This is a genomic window from Marinovum sp. (genome assembly GCF_048263515.1).
GTDB lineage: Bacteria > Pseudomonadota > Alphaproteobacteria > Rhodobacterales > Rhodobacteraceae > Marinovum.
Map to the genome: position 1 here is coordinate 16,610 of NZ_JBLXEC010000029.1, position 20,056 is coordinate 36,665.

16 protein-coding genes are annotated in these 20,056 nt (G+C 67.3%); 5 read left to right on the top strand and 11 right to left on the bottom strand.

Features of this window, described 5'->3' with window-relative positions; translation table 11 throughout:
- Positions 1–590: 590 nt before the first annotated feature.
- The gene (locus ACN0SE_RS18920; protein WP_417526092.1) at positions 591–1,463 is read right to left on the bottom strand and encodes an NAD(P)-dependent oxidoreductase; all 873 of its coding nucleotides are present in this window, start codon (positions 1,461–1,463) and stop codon (positions 591–593) included.
- 92 nt (positions 1,464–1,555) lie between these two features.
- Here ACN0SE_RS18920 and ACN0SE_RS18925 point away from each other — a divergent pair, with 92 nt between their 5' ends.
- Positions 1,556–4,024 (top strand): penicillin acylase family protein, encoded by a 2,469-nt coding sequence (locus tag ACN0SE_RS18925; protein ID WP_417526093.1) that lies wholly within the window; start codon positions 1,556–1,558, stop codon positions 4,022–4,024.
- A 73-nt stretch (positions 4,025–4,097) separates the two neighbouring features.
- Here the strand turns inward: ACN0SE_RS18925 and hflX are convergent, their stop codons facing one another.
- From hflX to trkA, 4 genes are all read right to left on the bottom strand, one after another.
- Positions 4,098–5,372, bottom strand: coding sequence for a GTPase HflX (gene hflX / locus ACN0SE_RS18930; protein ID WP_417526094.1), 1,275 nt, complete (start codon positions 5,370–5,372; stop codon positions 4,098–4,100).
- Entirely contained in the window at positions 5,369–5,608 is a 240-nt protein-coding gene (gene hfq, locus ACN0SE_RS18935) for an RNA chaperone Hfq (protein ID WP_048531263.1), read from the bottom strand. Before hfq ends, hflX begins: the two co-directional genes overlap by 4 nt.
- Before the next feature lie 129 nt (positions 5,609–5,737).
- Complete coding sequence (locus ACN0SE_RS18940; RefSeq protein ID WP_417526095.1) at positions 5,738–7,252, bottom strand: TrkH family potassium uptake protein; 1,515 nt, start codon at positions 7,250–7,252, stop codon at positions 5,738–5,740.
- A complete protein-coding gene (gene trkA, locus ACN0SE_RS18945) occupies positions 7,253–8,629 on the bottom strand; it encodes a Trk system potassium transporter TrkA (protein WP_417526096.1) in 1,377 nt (458 codons plus the stop codon).
- Positions 8,630–9,016: 387 nt separating this feature from the next.
- On the opposite strand from trkA, the gene ACN0SE_RS18950 reads away from it, so the two are divergent.
- Positions 9,017–9,538, top strand: coding sequence for a cell wall hydrolase (locus ACN0SE_RS18950; RefSeq protein ID WP_417526097.1), 522 nt, complete (start codon positions 9,017–9,019; stop codon positions 9,536–9,538).
- A 329-nt stretch (positions 9,539–9,867) separates the two neighbouring features.
- Here ACN0SE_RS18950 and ACN0SE_RS18955 read toward each other — a convergent pair whose 3' ends face one another.
- The 6 genes from ACN0SE_RS18955 to dusB all read right to left on the bottom strand — a co-directional run bounded on the left by ACN0SE_RS18955 (position 9,868) and on the right by dusB (position 17,761).
- A complete protein-coding gene (locus ACN0SE_RS18955; protein WP_417526098.1) occupies positions 9,868–10,458 on the bottom strand; it encodes a hypothetical protein in 591 nt (196 codons plus the stop codon).
- Between the two features lie 3 nt (positions 10,459–10,461).
- Complete coding sequence (locus ACN0SE_RS18960) at positions 10,462–11,874, bottom strand: sigma-54-dependent transcriptional regulator (protein ID WP_417526099.1); 1,413 nt, start codon at positions 11,872–11,874, stop codon at positions 10,462–10,464.
- On the bottom strand, positions 11,871–14,156 hold the full coding sequence (locus tag ACN0SE_RS18965; RefSeq protein ID WP_417526100.1) for an ATP-binding protein: 2,286 nt from the start codon (positions 14,154–14,156) through the stop codon (positions 11,871–11,873). Before ACN0SE_RS18965 ends, ACN0SE_RS18960 begins: the two co-directional genes overlap by 4 nt.
- Before the next feature lie 142 nt (positions 14,157–14,298).
- Positions 14,299–15,663 (bottom strand): response regulator, encoded by a 1,365-nt coding sequence (locus ACN0SE_RS18970; protein WP_417526101.1) that lies wholly within the window; start codon positions 15,661–15,663, stop codon positions 14,299–14,301.
- Between the two features lie 11 nt (positions 15,664–15,674).
- Complete coding sequence (locus ACN0SE_RS18975; protein WP_417526102.1) at positions 15,675–16,769, bottom strand: two-component system sensor histidine kinase NtrB; 1,095 nt, start codon at positions 16,767–16,769, stop codon at positions 15,675–15,677.
- Positions 16,766–17,761, bottom strand: coding sequence for a tRNA dihydrouridine synthase DusB (dusB, locus tag ACN0SE_RS18980; RefSeq protein WP_417526103.1), 996 nt, complete (start codon positions 17,759–17,761; stop codon positions 16,766–16,768). Before dusB ends, ACN0SE_RS18975 begins: the two co-directional genes overlap by 4 nt.
- A 160-nt stretch (positions 17,762–17,921) precedes the next feature.
- On the opposite strand from dusB, the gene ACN0SE_RS18985 reads away from it, so the two are divergent.
- From ACN0SE_RS18985 to ACN0SE_RS18995, 3 genes are read left to right on the top strand one after another with little or no spacing between them, the layout of a single operon-like run.
- Entirely contained in the window at positions 17,922–19,046 is a 1,125-nt protein-coding gene (locus tag ACN0SE_RS18985) for a bifunctional 2-C-methyl-D-erythritol 4-phosphate cytidylyltransferase/2-C-methyl-D-erythritol 2,4-cyclodiphosphate synthase (protein WP_417526104.1), read from the top strand.
- Entirely contained in the window at positions 19,043–19,534 is a 492-nt protein-coding gene (locus ACN0SE_RS18990; protein WP_417526105.1) for a phosphatidylglycerophosphatase A, read from the top strand. Before ACN0SE_RS18985 ends, ACN0SE_RS18990 begins: the two co-directional genes overlap by 4 nt.
- Positions 19,531–20,007: a CinA family protein gene (locus ACN0SE_RS18995; protein ID WP_417526106.1), complete on the top strand. Its 477-nt coding sequence runs from the start codon at positions 19,531–19,533 to the stop codon at positions 20,005–20,007. The genes ACN0SE_RS18990 and ACN0SE_RS18995 overlap by 4 nt, the downstream gene beginning before the upstream one ends.
- The last annotated feature ends 49 nt before the right edge of the window (positions 20,008–20,056 follow it).

Below are 20,056 nucleotides of genomic sequence, written 5' to 3' on the forward strand. Positions count from 1 at the left end.
GGTCTGTCCTGGAAGTGCCGGGGCGTCTGGCCCACGCGACCTCGAAAACAGCGAAACTTTCGGGCAAGGGGACTGCGCCCACCTGCCTGTTGTCAACATAAGGGCGGATGCGGGGCAAATACAATGGTCAATCGTCGTGACGGGTGGATTGGGCGGAGAAAGGGCGGTTGGAGGAGCTTCGCCATCGCCGACCCGTGGGGTGGCGATCTAACCTTCGTTCGGCGGCACTTTATCCCAGCCAAGTCCGAAATAGATCAGAGCGAAGCGCCCAGCTTAGGCAAATCGCCGCCCCGTGGCGCGGGTCGGCGATGGCGCGGCGGCCTGACGGCCTTGTTCCGCGCCTAATGTCGGGCTCAGGCGTTTCAAGGAATAGAGCTGCTTCGGCCAAGCCCAAAGCTCAAGCCGCGCCATCGCCGACCCGTGGGGTGGCGATACAACCGTCGTTCGGTAGCGCTTTATCTCAGCCAAATCCGGAAAAGACTTGAGCGACGCGCCCAGCTTAGACAAATCGCCGCCCCGGGGGGCGGGTCGGCGATGGCGCGGCGGCCTGCGGCCTTGTTCCGCGCCAAGGCACAACTCAAGCCAACCACTTACCCGACGCTGTTCAACCGCTTGATCAGGCTCGAAGTATCCCAACGCCCGCCGCCCAGCTTCTGCACATCCTTGTAGAACTGATCGACCAACGCCGTGACCGGCAGGCTCGCTCCCACCTGGTCGGCGGTCTTCAGGCAGATCCCCAGGTCCTTGCGCATCCAGTCCACCGCAAAGCCGTGTTCGAACTCATCCGCCAGCATGGTCTCGAACCGGTTCGCCATCTGCCACGACCCCGCCGCGCCGCCGCTGATCACATCGACCACCGCCTTGCCGTCGAGCCCGGCCTTCTGGGCGAAATGCAGCCCTTCGGACAGCCCCTGAACCAGCCCGGCGATGCAAATCTGGTTGACCATCTTGGTCAACTGCCCTGCCCCGCTCTCGCCCAGCCGCCGACAGGCCTTGGCATAGGCGGCAATCACCGCCTCGGCGCGGTCATAAGCCTCCTGATCCCCGCCACACATCACCGCCAGCTGTCCGTTCTCGGCCCCGGCCTGGCCGCCCGAGACCGGCGCATCGACAAAGGCCAGGCCTTTCTCGCCAGCGGCGTCGTAAAGCTCTCGCGTCACCGCTGCCGAGACCGTGGTGTGATCGACAAAGATCGCACCTTCGTCCATGCCGGCAAAGGCACCCTCGTCGCCCAGGCAGACCGAGCGCAGATCGTCGTCGTTGCCGACGCAGGCCATGACAAACTCGGCCCCCTTGGCGGCCTCGGCCGGGGTCGGCGCGGCACGGCCGCCATGCTCTGCTGCCCATGTCTCCGCCTTGGCCGCGGTGCGGTTGTAGACCGTCACCTCGTGGCCCGCTTTGGCCAGATATCCGGCCATCGGATAGCCCATCACGCCCAATCCGAGAAATGCCACCTTCGCCATGTCGCCGCTCCTGCTTTTGTCTTGCATCCGTTTCCTTTAAACGAGTTCTCACCCGCGCCGGACGGGATGACAAGAGGCAAGGCAAAGCGCAGATGGCAAGCTTATTCAAATGGCTGTTCAGGCTGGCAACGGCGCTGGTGGTGCTGGCGACGCTGGCGGCGGTCTCGGTCTATTACCTGGCCTCGCGGTCGCTGCCGGATTACGACAAGACGCTGGCGGTGCGCGGCATCGACGGCCCGGTCGAGATCGTGCGCAACAACGCCAACGTGCCGCATATCTTTGCTAAGAGCGACGCCGATGTCTTCTTTGGCCTGGGCTATGCCCATGCGCAGGACCGGCTGTGGCAGATGGTGACCCTGCGCCGCACCGTCCAGGGCCGGCTGTCAGAGGTCTTCGGCCGCCGCACGCTCACCACCGACACGCTGATGCGCCGGCTCGATCTCTACCCGCTGGCCACCCGCTCGGTCGAGGCGCAGGACGAACGCACCCTCGCGGCGCTCGAGGCCTATGCCGAGGGCGTCAATGCGCGGCTGGAAGAGATCAACCGCTCGGCACTGGGCCGCGGCGCACCCGAGTTCTTCCTGTTCGACGCCCCGATCGCCCCCTGGCAGCCGGCCGACTCGATTGCGCTGGTCAAGCTGCTGGCGGTGCAACTCTCGGGCCAGTTGCAGGACGAGGTGCTGCGCGCCCGCACCTCGCTCCTGATCCCCGACGAGGGCCGGTTGCGCGACATCCTGCCGGATGTCCCCGGCCCCGGCACCGCCGCCCTGCCGGAATACGCAGCGCTCGTGCCGGCGATCCGCCAGGGCCATCAGACCTATGGCCAACTGCCGCGCGATCCGCTCTCGCCCTTCCAGCCGCGCGCTCTGGCCGGCGCCTCGAACGCCTGGGCGGCGGCGCCCTCGCGCTCGGCCAGCGGCGGCACGCTGCTGGCCAATGACCCGCACCTGGGCTTCACCGCGCCGGCGATCTGGTATCTCGCACGGCTCGAGCTCGAGACCGGCGGCGTGATCGGCGCCACCGTGCCCGGCGTGCCGGTGGTGATGGCCGGCAAGAGCCCGAATCTTGGCTGGGGCGTGACCTCGTCCTATCTCGACGATCAGGACCTCTACATCGAGCAGCTCAACCCCGACAATCCGCAGCAATACCGCACCCCCGGCGGCTTCAAGGCGTTCGAGACCCGCCGTTCCATCGTCCGCATCAGGGACGAGGCGCCGGTCACCGTCACCCTGCGCTGGACCGACAATGGCCCGGTGCTGCCCGGCTCGCATTTCGACCTGGGCGCGATCACCCCGCCGGGCCATGTGGCGGCGCTGGCCTGGACGGCGCTCAGCGACGAGGACAGCTCGCTCAGCGCCGCCATGGCGCTGATGTATGCCCAGGACGTCGAGGAGGCGATGGCCACCGGCGAGGATTTCGTCGCCCCAAGCCAGATGCTGACCCTGGCCGACAAGGACGGCATCGCCCTGCAGCTGGTGGGCCGCATGCCGCGCCGCTCCGAACGCCACGAGAGCCAGGGCCGCCTGCCCACCCAGGGCTGGAACCCCGAGAACCGCTGGCAGGGCCACCTGCCCTACGAAGACAACCCGTCCTTCGTGCGCCCGGACGGCGGCATCGTCGGCAATACCAACAACAAGGTGATCGACCGCCCCTTCCCGGACCATGTCTCCTTCAACTGGGGTGACAGCCAGCGCATCGAGCGCTGGACGCGGCTGATGCAGGGCCGCGAGGTGCACACCCGCGACAGCTTTACCGAGGCGCAGCTGGACACCGTCAGCTTCACCGCGCGTTCGCTGCTGCCGCTGATCGGCGCCGACCTGTGGTTCACCGGCGAGGCTGCGCCGGCCGGCACGCTGGCCCGGCAGCGCCAGACCGCGCTGACCCTGCTGGCCGAATGGAACGGCGAGATGAACGAACATCTGCCCGAGCCGCTGATCTACGCGGCCTGGCTGCGCGCCCTGCAGGACCGGCTGATCCGCGACGACCTGGGGCCGCTGGCGGATGAATACACCCACGTCGAGCCGCTGTTCATCGAGCGGGTCTACCGCGACATCGACGGTGCCAGCGCCTGGTGCGACATCCTGCAATCCTCGCCGGTCGAGACCTGCGTCGACATCGCGCGCCTCGCGCTCGAGGATGCCGTGGTGTGGCTGGAAGAGAACTTCGGCCGCGATCTGGGCGCGCTGCGCTGGGGCGATGCGCATGAGGCGACCCACGACCACCCGGTGCTGGGCGAGGTGCCGGTGTTGCGGCATTTCGTGAACATCCGGCAGTCGACCTCGGGCGGCGACCACACGCTGCTGCGCGGCCGCACCATCGGCACCGGGCGCAACCCCTATCTGAACGTGCATGGCGCGGGCTATCGCGGTGTCTATGATTTCGCCGACCCCGACAGCTCGGTCTTTGTCACCTCGACGGGCCAGTCAGGCCACTTCCTGTCACGCCATTACGACGATCTCGGCAGCCTCTGGCGGCGCGGGGAATACATCCCGATGTCACTGGACGAGGAATTGGCGCGGGCGGCGGCGACGGGCATTACACGTCTGATGCCGGCGGAGTGAAGGACAGCGTGGCGTATTTGCGAAAGAGAAGAAGCATCAGGTCTTCTTCTCTTTCAAAATACGCCGCACCCGGTCAGAGCCTGGCGAACTGGGCTTCCTGCTTGCGGGTCCAGGTGACCTGGAGCTTGTAGCCGTCCTCGCCCTGCTGCTCGTCGGTCACCAGACCGCGCTCGAACAGCCAGGCGCGCTTGCGGCCCTCGTTGAAGCCGAGGGTCAGCTCGGTCTCGTGTTTCTCGGCGTCGAGCGCGCGAGTCACCCTGTCTAGGAAGCCGTCCATGCCTTCGCCGGTCACCGCCGAGAGCGTGACGACATTGTCGTCGCGGGCGGCGCGGGCGTGAAGCGCGGCGCGGTCTTCGGGCGAGACCCGGTCGATCTTGTTCCAGATCTCGAACTGCGGCGTGCTGTCCGGCACACCCAGTCCGTTAAGAATGGTGCGGACGTCCTCGGCCTGTTCCTCGGTGCCGGCGTGGCTGATGTCGCGCACGTGGCAGATCACGTCGGCGGCCAGCACCTCTTCCAGCGTGGCGCGGAAGGCAGCGACCAGTTCGGTCGGCAGGTCCGAGATGAAGCCCACGGTGTCGGACAGGATGATCGCGAGGCCGTTTTCCAGTTCGACCGCGCGCATCGTCGGGTCGAGGGTGGCAAACAGCATGTCCTTGGCCATGACCTCGGCCCCGGTCAGGCGATTGAACAGCGTCGATTTGCCGGCGTTGGTATAGCCCACGAGCGCGACGATCGGGAACGGCACCTTGGCGCGGGCCTTGCGGTGCAGGTCGCGGGTCTTGACCACCTTGTCGAGCTGTCGCTTCAAGCGAACGAGCTGGTCGTCGATGGCGCGACGGTCGGCCTCGATCTGGGTTTCGCCGGGGCCGCCGACAAAGCCGAGCCCGCCCCGCTGGCGTTCGAGGTGGGTCCAGGCGCGGACCAGCCGGGTGCGTTGATAGGAAAGCGCGGCCATCTCGACCTGCAGCACGCCCTCGCGGGTGGCGGCACGGTCCGAGAAGATCTCGAGGATCAGGCCGGTGCGGTCCAGCAGTTTGACACCCCAGTCCTTTTCGAGGTTGCGTTGCTGCACCGGGGTCACCGGACCATCGACCAGCACCAGCTCGACATCGGCGGCCTTGAAGCGCGCGCCGAGTTCCTCGATCTTGCCCGAGCCGAAGAGCTTGCCGGGCTGCACGCTGCGCAGCCCCACCACTTCGGCGCCGACGACCTCGAGGTCAGGCAGCGCGGCGGCCAGGGCTATGGCCTCTTCCAGCGCCGGCTCTGGCGCGCGGCGGTCCTGGTCGTTCTTGATGTCGGGATGCAGGACCCAGGCGCGGGTCACATGCGCGTCGTGCTCTTTCAAGCGCCCTCGTCACCGTCATAGAGGTTGATCGGCTGGGCCGGCATGATCGTCGAGATCGCATGCTTGTAGACCAGCTGCGACTGTCCGTCGCGGCGCAGCAAAACGCAGAAGTTGTCGAACCAGGTGATCACGCCCTGCAGCTTGACGCCGTTGATCAGGAAAACCGTCACCGGAACCTTGGTCTTGCGCACGTGATTCAGGAACGCGTCCTGAAGGTTCTGTCTGTCCGAAGCCATACCTAATTTGCCTTTGTTCTTGCCGTAGTTGCCGCGGATCGGCCCCCTCACTGAGGCGCGAGTATGTCTTGCCCGCCAAGGGTTTTCCAGCCCCGATTGCGGAGAATTTATGCTGCGCTGCAGCAAAAGTCAATTGCGCCACAGGTTGGGCGACAAAAGCGCGATGATCGCCAGCGTCTCGAGCCGGCCCAGCACCATCGCCGCGCCGTAGACCAGCTTGGCGCCGGCGTTGAGCTCGACCAGCACGATCGGCGCATCGAGCGCCACGGCGGTCAGCGGCCCGGTGGTCGAAAGCGCCGAGGTCGCCAGCACGATGGCCGCGTCGAAGCGCACGCCGAAGCCGCCGAGGATCACCGTGATCGCCGCCAGCGAGATGGCAAACAGCATGAAGAACACCCAGGCCACGAAGGCACCGTGCCGACGGATCCGCCGGCTGACCGCGCGGGCGTTGCCCACCGAGGAGGGATGCACCAGCCGCTCGATCTCGCGCCGGCCGTTGAGGTAGAGCGCAAAGACCCTGAGCAGCTTGACCCCGCCCGCGGTCGTTGCCACCCCGCCGCCGATCATGGCGAGGCCCAGCAGGATGATGCCGGGGCTGTCCAGGCCGGACCAGCTGCGCGCCGCCGCCCAGTCGGAGCTTTCGAACCCGGTGGTCGACAGGAACGACAGCACGGTGAACATGCTGCCCCAGGCCGCGCGGAAGGCCGAGACCAGGTCGTCGACCTCGTCGACCTCGAAGGCGCCGGCCCAGTGGCGCAGGATCAGAAAGCCCGGGACGATCACCACGAAGGCCAGCCCCAGACGAAACTCCGGATCGTGGCGCAGGTCGGCGGCGGCGCCGGTCACGGTGTCGTTGGTGAAGGTCAGCCGCGACAGCGAGAACATCAGGAAGAGAAAGATCAGCAGTTCGCCGACAAAGCCCGCGACGCCGTTCTGCACCCCGCCGATAGGCGAGATGCCGGAGGTCGCCATGGTCGAGGCGGCATGGCTGAAGGCCGCCAGCGGCGCCTCGCCCGCCACCAGCAGCAGGATCCAGAGCGCCAGGGTCAGGCCGAAATAGACCGGGATCAGCCGCCAGGCGGTGCGCATCATCCGGGTGGTCGGATCGGCGCCCTCCATGTGGGCGACCCGCGCCTCCCCGCCACCGGGCTCGGCGCTGGCCGTCACCTCGAAGCCACCGAGGTTGAGCGGCGCAAGGATCGCGGCGGCCGCGATCCACATCAGAAGGCCGCCCATCCAGCCAACCAGCGCACGCCAGAGGTGCAGCGTGTCGGACAGCCGCTCGGGCGCAAACAGCGTGGCGCCGGTGGTGGTGAAGCTCGAGACCATCTCGAGATAGGCATTGAGAAAACTGGTGGTGCGCAGCGCCTCGTGGAACGGCACCGCCATGATCAACGGCAACACGGTAAAGGCGCCGAGCAGCCCCAGAAGCTGGCGCAAACCGGTGCGGCTGATCGGCCGGTTCGACAGGGCGACGCCCACCAAGGTGACGAAGATCAGCGTCAGAAGGCCGGCGTAGAAGAAGCTGCGCGCCTGGTGAAAGGCCTCGGCCACCAGCGCATGCACCGCCGGCACCATCATCCACAGCCCGCAAAGCCCTACAAGCTGCAGAAAGAACGGGAGGTTTCTGAGGGCCCTGACCATCTAGAAGAAGTCGATCGAGACCTGGAGCAGGCGTTCCACCTCGGGGACATCCTTGGTCATCGAGAACAATGCGATGACATTGCCCTCTTCGATCCTGAGACCGCCGGTCGGGCGCACCACCTTGCCATCCTGCAAGACCGCGCCCACCAGAACGCCTTCGGGAAAGTCGATGTCGCGGATGCGCTGCCCGGCAATCGGCGAGGTCGAGAGCACCTCGGCCTCGATCACCTCTGCCTCGGCATCGCCCACCGAATAGACGCCGCGCACCCGGCCGTGGCGGATGTGGCGCAGGATCGAGCTGACGGTGGTGGCGCGCGGGTTGATGTAGGCGTCGATGCCCAGCGGCCCCATCAGCGGCACCAGCGTCGGATCGTTGATCAGCGCGATCGAGAACGGGCAGCCCTCGGCCTTGGCGCGCACCGCGGCCAGCATGTTGACCTTGTCGTCATCGGTCACGGTCAGCACCGCGTCGGCGCGGTGAATATTGGCCTCTTTCAACAGCGCCGCATCGAGACCGTCGCCATTGAGCACGATGGTCCGTTCGAGGATATCCGCCGCGCGCTCGGCGCATTTGCGGTTCTTCTCGATCACCTTGGCGCGAATGCGCTCGGTCCGGGCCTCCAGCGCCTGCGCCACGGCGAGGCCGACATTGCCGCCGCCCACCAGCACCACCCGCTCCTGCTTGGCCTGCTTCTTGCCGAAGATCTCCATGGTGCGGGCAACGTCGTCGACATGGCTCATCACGTAGCAATCGTCGCCGGCGAAGAGCTGGTCGCCGGGATCGGGAGCAAAGAGCGTGCCGTCGCGGCGGATCGCCACCACCACCGAACGCAGGGTCGAGAACAGGTCGGTGAGCTGGCGCAGCGGCGTGTTCAGAACCGGGCAATCGGCGGTGAGCCTCAGCCCCAGGAACTGCGCCTTGCCGTCGAGGAAGTTCTCGGTATCAAAGGCCGCCGGCGCCGAGAGCCGTTGCAGCGCGGCGTCGGCCACTTCCTTTTCCGGCGAGATCACCACGTCGATCGGCATGTGATCGCGGCGGTAGAGATCGGAATAGATCGCGTCGAGATAGCTCTGCGAGCGCAGCCGCGCCACCTTGCGCGGGATGGCAAAGACCGAATGGGCCACCTGGCAGGTGACCATGTTGACCTCGTCGGAATGGGTGGCGGCAATGATCATGTCGGCATCGCGCGCGCCCGCCCGGTCGAGGATGTCGGGATAGCTGGCAAAGCCGGCGATCCCCTGCACATCGAGCGTGTCGGTGGCCCGGCGCACGAGGTCGGGATTGCTGTCCACGACGGTCACATCGTTGCGCTCGCCCGAGAGGTGACGCGCGATCTGCCAGCCGACCTGACCGGCGCCGCAGATGATAACTTTCATGGCTCGGGTTCCCCTGCCTCGGCTCGCGAGAGACATCCTTGGCAGATGCATGCGAGAGCGTCAACGCGCGACGACTGGCGGGCCCTGCGCTGTGGCCCTGCCGCGTCTGGTGGTGCCTGTTCATTGGCCAGGGGAGCGGCGACATGCGGGGCGCTTTCCCTGGCCCTATGGGACAGCGCAGACGTGTCGGGTGTGGCGCCTTGGGCGGGCGGAGTGTGGCGTATTTGGAAAGAGAAGAAGGGCTGGGGTGGGGCATTGTCGTCCGGAGTGCGCTGCCGGCAAGAGCCCGCCCGGCGGCGGGGCGTTTGGCAAAAGAGCTTGCAGAATCCACCTGAGATTGATGAGAGGCAGCAGGCCCCAACTTCCCCGACCGAGAGAGACCCACGGATGACCCTGCCCAAACCCGCCCTGCCCTGCATCCTTCTGGTCTCGGCGCTCGCGCTCCTTGCAAGCTGCGGCCAGCGCGACAAAGGACCTGCCGAGCCGGACGCGCGGGCGCTGGAGTGCATGACCCGGGCGATGTATTTCGAATCAAACCGCTCGAGCCGCGACGGCATGATCGCGGTGGGGACGGTGGTGATGAACCGGGTCAACTCGCCCGATTTTCCGAACACCGTCTGCGGCGTGGTCTCGCAGAAGAACCAGTTCGCGCCGGGCGTGATGACCCGCCGGATGACCGACCGGGGCCTGCCGCTGGCGCGCGAGGCCGCGCGCGAGGTGCTGCAGGGCAAGCGCCACCCGCTGATCTCCAAGGCGCGGTTCTTCCACGCGGTGAGCTATGTGGCGAATTTCAACAACATCCACTACGTGGCCACCGCCGGCGGCAATGCCTTCTACGAAAAGCGCAAACCGGCGCTGGTGACCCGCCGCACGCCGCCGCAGCAGATCGAGGGTCTGACCGGCGGCTGACGCGCGCCGCCGTCCCGGCCTCCGAGCCGGGACCTCAATGTCGACGCTGTCACCTCGTCCTTCAAACTTGACACTCGGCGCAGATAGCGCCGTCCCGGCCGCCGAGCCGGGACCTCATGGTCGACGCTGTCGCCTCGGCCTTCAAACTTGACCCTCGGTGCAGATAGCACCGTCCCGGCCCCCGAGCCGGGACTTCGCGGCTGACGGTGAGGCCCCGGCGCGGGGGCCGGGGCGTGTATGGCGTCGGTCAAACGCAGCCCGAGATTGAAACGGCGTCAGTCAAGCCACCGGGCGTCTTGGCGATCAAGCCCCCCGCACCGCCAAAGCCATCACCTCCGCGCCGCGGCCACCTCTGCCTGCCAGGCGCGCACCGATTCCAGCGTCTCCCACTTGTAGCGTGGGTCGTCAGGCACGCGGGCGAACCACAGCCGCCCCTGGCCGATCCGCCAGGGATCGAGGATCAGACCCTCTTCCATCGGCCGCCCGCGCGCCGAAACGATCACCGAGACATGCTCGAGCTTGACGTTGCGGGCGTTCGACATGCCGACATGCAGCTCGAGACTGCGCAACCGCTCGGCGCGCAGGGCCGCATGCAGCGCATTGGTGAAATCGCGGCAGACGCCCTTTTCGCGCACCCCGTGCACCACCTTGATGTTGTGCTGCAGCGGCGTGTCGATGACCTGCCACTCTCGCGCCCAGTCGAGCGGGCGCAGCACCGCGACCCGCGCCACCCGGGCGGCCTCTTGCGCGTCGACCTGCGGACCCAGTGCCATCAGCGCCCGGGTGACCTCGGCGATCTTCGCCTCGGTATCACCGGTCTCGGCAAAGCTCATCTCGGGCGCCGGCGCGCCGCAGCCCGCCAGCAGCCCCAGCGCGGCGAGGCCAAGGGCCAGGCGCCGCCGCGTCACGACATGTGCCATCCCTCAGCCCGCTTGCGCCGCCGCTTCGCCCACCCGCGCGATCCGCGCGCCGGACTTCGACGAGGTGACCACGCCCAGCGACTTGAGCTTGCGGTGCAGCGCCGAGCGCTCCATGCCGACGAAGGACGCCGTGCGGCTGATATTGCCGCCGAACCGGTTGATCTGGGTCAGCAGGTACTCGCGTTCGAACGCCTCGCGCGCCTCGCGCAGCGGCAGGGTGGCGAGCGTGCCGGCCAGCACCACGCGGCCCTCTTCCTGCCCCGCCGGCGCATCCTGCGGCAGCTCGTGGGCGTCGATCTCGCCGGTGCCATCACCCAGGATCAGCACCCGCTCGATCAGGTTCTTGAGCTGTCGCACGTTGCCCGGCCAGGTCATGGTCTGCATCAGCGCCACCGCTTCGTCGGACAGGCTGCGCATCGGCAGGCCCTGGCTGTCGTGGCAGGCCTTGATGAAATACTCGGCCAGCACCGGGATGTCCTCGCGCCGCTCCTCGAGCGAGGGCACGGCGATCGGCACCACGTTGAGCCGGTGATAGAGCTCCTGGCGGAAGCGTTCGGCCTCGATCTCCTCTTCGAGGTTGCGGTTGGTCGACGAGATCACCCGCAGATCGACGCGCACCTTGTCGGTGCCGCCCACCCGGGTGAACTGCTGGTCGACCAGCACGCGGAGGATCTTGGACTGGGTGCCCAGCGGCATGTCGGCGACCTCGTCGAAGTAGATCACCCCGCCATGCGCCTGCTCCAGCAGACCGGCCTCGACACCGCGTTCGGCGCCTTCGCGGCCGAACAGCACCTCCTCCATGGTCTCGGGCTCGATCGAGGCGCAATTGACGGTGACAAAGGGCGCCTCGGCGCGGGCGGAATGGGCGTGGATGTAGCGCGCCGCCACCTCCTTGCCGCTGCCCGCCGGGCCGGTCAGCATCACCCGGCCGTTCGACTTGGTGACCTTGTCGAGCTGGCCCAGGAGCGCCCGGAAGGCGGCGCTTTCGCCCACCATCTCGGCGGCCGAGGTCTCCTTGCGGCGCAGCTGCTGGTTCTCGCGCCGCAGACGCGACGTCTCCATCGCGCGGCGGATCACCACCAGCAGCTGGTCGATGTTGAAGGGCTTTTCGATGAAGTCATAGGCGCCCTGCTTGATCGCCGCCACGGCGATCTCGATGTTGCCATGGCCCGAGATGATCACCACCGGAATGCCGGGGTTGTCCCGCTTGACCATCTTGAGGATGTCGATCCCGTCCATCCGGCTGTCCTTGAGCCAGATGTCGAGGATCATCAGCGCCGGCGGCTCTTCGTTCAGGGCCGCCAGGCATTCATCAGACCCGCCGGCAAGACGGGTGGTAAAGCCTTCATCTTCAAGGATATCCCCGATCAGCTCGCGGATATCGCGTTCGTCGTCGACTATAAGAATATCGCTCATTTGCTCGTTTCCCCTCGGTCCTCTTCACTCGCACTGTCCTGGTGGGCCGCCAAAGGCAGCCGGATCACGGCCATCGCCCCGGCATTTGGCTGGCCGTCGAATGGCGGCGCGTCTTCCAGCGCAAGGCTGCCGCCATGTTCCTCGATGATCTTCTTGACGATGGGCAGGCCGAGGCCGGTGCCCTTGTCGCGGGTTGTCACGTAAGGCTCGAAGAGCCGCGCGCGGTCTTCGGGCAGGCCGATGCCGTTGTCCATGATCCGCACCACGGCCTGGCGGCCCTCGGTCTCGCAGGTGACGCGGATCATCGGCACATGGCCCTCGGGCGCGCCGCGCTCCTGCAGGGTCTCGATCGCCTCGCCGGCGTTCTTGATCAGGTTGGTCAGCGCCTGGCTGATCATCGTCGCGTCGAGATCGGCCATCAGCGGCCCCTCGGGCAGCGTCACGTCGAAGCGCACATCGGGCTGGCCGCTTTCCTGCAAGAGCAGCGCGCCGCGCAGCAGGCCGATCACATCCTCGGGCGCGCGGTCGGGTTGCGGCATGCGGGCGAACTTGGAAAACTCGTCGACGATGCGGCGCAGGTCGTTGGTCTGGCGCACGATCACCCCGGTCAGCTCTTCGAGCTTCGCGGCGCTGTCAGGTTCTAGCTCGCGGCGGAACTTGCGGTGGATGCGCTCGGCCGAGAGCTGGATCGGCGTCAGCGGGTTCTTGATCTCATGCGCGATGCGCCGGGCGACGTCGCCCCAGGCCGCCATGCGCTGCGCCGCCACCAGGTCGGAGACGTCGTCAAAGGCCACCACATAGCCCTCGAGCCCGCCGTCATCGCGGCTGCGCGTGGCCATGCGCACCAGCAGGTTCTCCTGCCGGCCCTCGCGCACCACCTTGACCTCCTGCTGCACCACCTGGCGTTCGCCGGTGACGAGCTGTTCGAACAGCGGGCCGAACTCCGGCACCGCGACCTTGAGCGGCACGGTCTGGCGGTTCTCGCTCCAGCCCAGGAGCCGCTCGGCCGAACGGTTGACGAAAGCGACCCGGCCGGCATCGTCGAGCCCGACCACGCCCGACGTCACTGAAGACAGCACGGAATCGAACATCCGCCGCCGCCGCTCGATCTGGCGGGTGTTGTCGAGCAGCGTCTCGCGCTGGCCCTTGAGCTGCCGGGTCATCTGGTTGAAGTAGCGGCCCAGCATCGCGATCTCGTCATCGCCCTCTTCCTCGCGGACCTGCACGTCGAGGTCGCCGGCCCCCACCCGCTGCGCCGCACCGGTCAGACGCCCCACCGGGCGCGACAGCCGCTCGGCAAACCACAGGCCCAGCCAGATCGAGGCCAGGACCAGCAAGAGCGCAAAGCCCAGGTAGATCAGCGCAAAATCGAACAGCCGCCTTCCCCGCTCGCTCTCCTGCTGTTGATAGAACTGCGCGGTCTGCTGGGTGTCGTCGAGCAGGTTCAGAAGCTCGCCGTTGACCGTGCGCGAGATGTAGAGATAGCGGTCGGGAAACTCTTCCAGCGGCACGATGGCGCGGAACTCGCCGTTGGGCCAATCCTCGATCAGGCTCAGGCTGTTGTCGCCCTGGCTGGCGGCGATCTGCGCCGGCGAAGGTTTCTCGAAATCGAACAGGTAAGAGCGTTCGCCCCGGGTGCGCAGCTCGCCGGTGCCGTCGATCAGATAGGCCTCTCGCAGCCCGCGCTGCACCAGCCCCTGCCCGTCGGTCAGCACCTTGCGCAGGTTGGTCGTGGGATCGCGCAGCACCGTTTCGCGCTGGGCATCGATGTAATTGGCCAGGGCCTTGGCATCTTCGGCCAGGTCCTCGCGCTGCTCGGCCTGATAGGCCTTGGCGGCGGCGAGCGAGGCGCCCACCACCTGCCGCACCCGGTCCGAGAACCAGGTCTCGAGGCCGATGTTGATGGTCAGCACCGCAAACACCGCCACCGTCACCGCCGGGATCAGCGCCATCAGCGCAAAGACCCCGGTCAGCCGCAGGTGCAGCCGCGACCCGGCCGAGCGCGCCCGCCGGGCCGCGATCATCCGCGCCACCCGCTGCAGCACCAGCGCCGCGATCAGCAGGACGTAGACGAAATCCGCCAGCAGGATCAGCCGCAGCCCCGGCGCGCTGGCGCCCATGTTGAGCGGGCCCATGACGAGGAAGGTGGCAAAGGCCAGACACGGGCCCAGCAGAACCAGCGTCAGCGTCGCCACGTTCTGGACCCGGCGCAGACGCGCCCAGCGGCGCAGCCCCTCGAGAGAGAGCCTGCGATACGGCGGAATCCTGCCTCCGCCGTTCAAGTCCCGTGGAGATGCATGTGCCCCTGTGGCCACAGACCGCCCTCGCTCAGATGTGCCGCTTTCGCGGCTAACCGCCATATCCTGTGGCTCTCTCCAGTCGAACCACAGGGGTTGCGACATCGGGGCCACTCATGTGGCAGTATTACATCAACTTGCGGCGCCGTGTCACGGGAATATCGAGGTCGGTGATTTTCTTGCGCAGGGTATTGCGGTTGATGCCCAGAAGTTCGGCGCATTTCGCCTGATTTCCGCCGGTGGCTTCCAGCGCAATCTCGATCAGAGGGTATTCCACCTCCTTGAGAATCCGCTGATAGAGGCCCGGCGGCGGCAGAAGCGCGCCATGCAGATCGAAGTAGCGCCGCAGGTGGCGGGAAACCGCCGCTCCGAGCTTTTCGCTGCTGCCACCGGACAGGACAGGCTCCATTTCCGGCTGGTTGCCGAGCACCAGTTCCACCTCGGTGCGGGTGATCTCCTCGGCCCGGCTGGTGAGGGACAGCCGGCGCACCGCGTTCTCCAGCTGGCGCACGTTGCCGGGCCAGGAATAGGCACGGAAGAGCTCGGCCGCATCCTTGGACAGCCAGCGCTTGGGCGCGCCGTCACGCTCGGCCCTGACAAGGAAGTGGTCGGTGAGCAAAGCGATATCCTCGACCCGCTCGCGCAGGCTCGGCACCTGGATCGAGGCGCCGGAGAGCCGGTAGTAGAGGTCCTGCCGCAGCCGTCCCTTGTCGAGCGCCTCGGCCAGGTCGCCCTGGCTGGTGGCCATAAAGCGCGGCACGTGGTCGCCGGGCGTGTCGATCATCCGCACGATCCGCGCCTGGATGTCGTCGGGAATGTCGGTGATCTCATCCAGCAGCAGCGTACCGCCCTTGACCCGCGCCAGCACCCGCGCCGGGCCTTCGATGTCCTGCAGCTCGTTGCCGGTGACGGTGACAAAGGGCAGCGTGCGCCGGTCGGAGAAGTCGTGAATAGCCCGCGCAATCAAGGACTTGCCGGTGCCACTTTCACCGGAAATCAGCACTGGCAGATCGGTGTTCATCACCCGCGCCACCAGACGGTAGAGCGCCTGCATCACCGGCGTGCGGCCCACCAAAGGCAACTCGTCGGGCTGGTCCGGCACATCCGGCGCGGGGCGCGACGGCGCGCTCCGGGCCTCGAGCGCGCGGGCGGTGCGTTTCATCAAATCCGGCAGATCGAAGGGCTTGGGCAGATAGTCATAGGCCTCGGCCTCGGCGGCCTGGATCGCCGTCATGATGGTGTTTTGCGCCGAGATCACGATGACCGGCAGGTCGGGGCGGTCCTGTCGGATTTTCGGCAGCATTTCCAAGCCGTTGCCGTCCGGCATTGCGACGTCCGAGATGACCACGTCGCCCTTGCCCTCGCCGACCCAGCGCATCAGCGTGGTCAGCGACGAGGTGGCATGCACCTTGCAGCCGGCGCGTGTCAGCGCCTGGGTCAGCACCGTGCGAATGGTGCGATCGTCGTCAGCAACCAGAATTGTACCGTCCATGAGAGACCCTCCTACGCCCTGTCGGCCATGGCGCCCTTGGGCACCATCGGCAGGGAAATGCGAAACACCGTGCGCCCCGGCACGGAGGTGACTGAAATCCAACCGTCATGGTCGGAGATGATCTTGCTCACGAGCGCCAGCCCCAGCCCGGTGCCGTTCTCGCGCCCCGAAACGAAGGGCTCGAAGATGTCGCCCTTGAGCGCCTCGGGCAGGCCGGGACCGTCGTCGATCACTTCGACCTGGAGCGGCAAGGTCTGGCCGGTGCCGTCGGAGCGGCGGAGGCGAAAGGCGCGTTCGTAATAGGTATGAAGCCGGATTGTGCCGCCCTCGCGGCCGGCGGCCTCGGCGGCATTGCGGATCAGGTTCGAGATCACCTGCAGCAGCTGGTCGGCATCGCCCCAGACATGCGGCAACGAGGGGTCGTAATCCTCGATGATCTTCATATGTGCCGCAGCCCCCACCAGCGCCGAGCGCCGCGCGCGGTCGAGCACGTCGTGGATATTGACCGCGCGGCGTTCCGGTGCCGAAAGGTTGCCGAACTGCTCGACCTGCTCCAGAAGCTTGACGATACGCCGGGTCTCGCCAACGATAAGGTCCGTCATTTCAAGATCTTCGGCGCTGAGACTCATGCTCAGTAGCTGCGCCGCCCCGGCGATGCCGGCCAGCGGGTTCTTGATTTCATGTGCCAGCATCTCGGCCATGCCGATGGCGCTCTTGGCCGCGGATTTCACCGAATGGCTCTGGGTCATCCGGCCCGCCAGCTCACGCGGCGAGATCAGCAGCATCATGCCGCCCTCGTCGGTCTGCAGCGGCGCGACCTGAAGGTTGCACTGCAGCGGGGCGCGGTCGCCGGTGCCGACATCGACATCGTTGACGAAAAGCGCCGTGCCCTGGGCGCGGGCGCGGCCGAGGCTTTCCTCGAGCGGCGCATCGACGGCCAGCCGGTCCCAGACCGGCTCGCCCCGCAGTGCCTTGGCGGAAGAGTTGAGAAAGCCCTCGGCGGCGGGGTTCACGTCGACGATGCGGTCGTTGTCGTCGATCAGGATCGCCGGCACCGGCAGCGAGGACCAGACGGCATTGTCGGCGGTCGCTTGGGGCGCGGTCATGCCGCCACCTCGGCCTGTCCGGCCAGCGCATCCGGTAACAGCCGCAGCACCTCGGCCGGGGCGCGGGTGGTCAGCACCTGCCGGCGCAGCCCCGGTTCGGTCGTGGCTTCGTCCATGTACCAGCCGAGGTGCTTGCGCGCGACGCGCAGCCCCAGCTCTTCACCGTAAAACGTCAACATTGCCTCGTAATGTCCTGCAACCATGTCGAAAAATGCCTTGCCCAGCGGGATCACGGGGGCCGGCGTGCCAAAGAGATCATGCGCCACCTGCGCCAGGATCCACGGCCGCCCCTGGGCGCCGCGACCGATCATCACGCCCTGCGCGCCGGAGAGCGCCAGCGCCTCGGCGGCCTTTTTGCTCGAGGTGATGTCGCCATTGGCGATCACCGGGATATCCACCGCGGCGCTGACATTGGCGATCGCCTGCCAGTCGGCGCGGCCCTTGTAGAACTGACAGCGGGTGCGACCGTGGATGGTGATCATCCGGATGCCGGCGCTCTCGGCCCGCCGCGCCAGTTCCGGCGCGTTCAGCAGCGCATCGTCCCAGCCCAGCCGGGTCTTGAGCGTCACCGGCAGGTCGACCGCCTGCACCACCGCCTCGATCAGCGTCAGCGCATGGTCGAGGTCCTTCATCAGCGCCGAGCCGGCGGCACCGGCGCCGCTGGACGAGGTCACCTTCTTGGCCGGGCAGCCCATGTTGATGTCGATCAGCCGGGCGCCGTTGGCCTCGATCTGCCGCGCGGCCTCGGCCATCCAGTGCGCCTCGCGGCCGGCGATCTGCACCGCCGTCGCCTCGACGCCATAGCCCAGTTCGGCCTTTTCGCGCACGCCCGGCTTGGCCTGCACCATCTCCTGGCTGGCCACCATTTCCGACACCACCAGCCCGGCGCCAAAGCTCTGGACGAGGTTGCGGAACGGCAAATCGGTGATTCCCGCTAAAGGTGCGAGGAAAACCGGGGGGTTGAGCGATAGGTCTGCCACCTGAATGGTCACGTGCTTAATCCTTGTGCATTCCCCTCCGGCCTATCGTCTGGCCGGGGCAACATCAATCTCTGGGCGGCGTTCTGCGGCTGCGAAAAAGTCGCTTGCCCAAAAAACAGGCAGCAACCCGGGGGCAATTGCCAGTTGCTTCGGCAGGTCGTATCAGGCGGCCATGAAGATCGCAGCCCTGATTGTCGCCGCCGGGCGTGGCACCCGTGCAGGCCCCGGCGCGCCGAAGCAATGGCGTCCGCTGGCCGGACGGCGCGTGGTTGACTGGACGCTCGACGCTTTTGACCGGCCCGACATCGCCAGCCGGGTGCTGGTGATTCACCCCGATGACCGGGCCGAGGCCGAGGGGCTCGACGCGCAACTGGTCGAGGGCGGTGCCACCCGCTGCGACAGCGTGCACCGCGGGCTCGAGGCGCTGGCCGGTCAGGGCTTTGACGCGGTACTTATCCATGACGTCGCCCGCCCCTGCGTGACCGCCCCGGTGATCGACGCGGTGATCGCCGCGCTGTCCAGGACCCCCGGTGCCGCCCCGGCGCTGGCCATCACCGATGCGCTCTGGACCGGGTCTGCGGCCCGCGTCACCGGCACCCGCGACCGTGCCGGGCTGTTTCGCGCCCAGACGCCACAGGGCTTTCGCTTTGATGCCATCCTCGACGCCCATCGCGCGCATGTGGGCGAGGCCGCCGATGACGTCGCCGTGGCGCGCGCATTCGGGCTGGACGTCGCCATCACCGCTGGCGCAGAAGAGAACCTGAAGATCACCCTGCCCGCCGATTTCGCGCGGGCCGAAACCCTGCTGAAAGGAGCGCCGGCAATGCGTATCGGCACTGGCTATGACGTGCACCAGTTCTGCGAGGGCGATCACGTGATGCTCTGCGGTGTGAAGGTGCCGCATGGACGCGGGCTCAAGGGCCATTCCGATGCCGATGTCGGCATGCATGCGCTGACCGACGCGATCTATGGCGCCCTGGCGCGCGGTGACATCGGCCAGCATTTCCCGCCGTCGGACCCGCAGTGGAAGGGCGCCGAGAGCCATATCTTCCTGCGCCATGCCGTTGATCTGGCAGGCAAGATGGGCTTTGTTCTGGGCAACGCCGATATCACGCTTATCTGTGAACGGCCCAAGATCGGCCCGCAGGCCGAGGCGATGCGCAGGGCGCTGTCGGAGATCATGGGGTGCGAGATGGATCAGGTGTCAGTGAAGGCCACAACTTCCGAGAAACTCGGTTTTACCGGCCGGGAAGAGGGGATCGCGGCGCAGGCCAGCGTTCTGCTGGTGGCGAAATGAGCCGCCTGATCGCGACGTGGTTCTATTCCGGCTACCTCAAGCCCGCGCCGGGCACCTGGGGCTCGCTGGCCGCCCTGCCCTTTGCCTATGTGCTGCACCTGCTGGGCGGGCCCTGGCTGCTGCTAGCGGCCACCGTGGTTGTCTTTGCCGTGGGTTACTGGGCCACCGGACAGGAAACTGCCGGCAAGGCCGATCACGACCCGTCAGAGATCGTCGTCGACGAGGTGGTCGGCCAATGGCTGGCGCTCTGGCCGGTGTCCTACGGCGCGGTCTTTGCCGGGGCGGATGTGCTGCGGCTCTGGCCGGGCATCCTTGCCGCCTTTCTGTTCTTCCGCCTGTTCGACATCTGGAAGCCGGGCCCGGTGGGCTGGGCCGACCGCAAGGGCGGGCCTTTCGGCGTCATGCTCGACGACGTGATCGCCGGGGTCTTTGCCGCGATCGTGGTGATCGTGCTGGCGGCGCTGGCGCATCTGGTGCTGATCCCATGAGCGCGGCGGCGGATCTTATCTCGGCCGCGCGGCTTGCCGGGCGCAAGGTGACCTGCGCCGAGAGCTGCACCGGCGGCATGGTGGCGGCGGCGATCACCGATCTGGCGGGCGCATCGGAGGTGTTTGACACCGGCTTCGTCACCTACTCCAACCTTGCCAAGCAAGACCTGCTGGGCGTCGACCCGACCACCCTGCAGGCGCATGGCGCGGTCTCCGAGCAAGTCGCCCGCGAGATGGCAGAAGGCGCCTTGCGGCGCGCCGGGGCCGATGTTGCGGTCTCGATCACCGGCATTGCCGGGCCGGGCGGCGGCACGCCCGAGAAACCCGTCGGCCGGGTCTGCTTCGGCATCGCCACCGACACCGGCACCGAGACCGAGACGGTGGACTTCGGCGATCTGGGCCGCGCGCGGGTGCGCGAAGCGGCGCGGGACCATGCACTGGGACTGCTGCTGCAGGCTTTGCGCAGCATTTAAGCAGCCCCCGGCAAAACGCGCCCAAAAATCAGGCACCCTCTGCATGCCG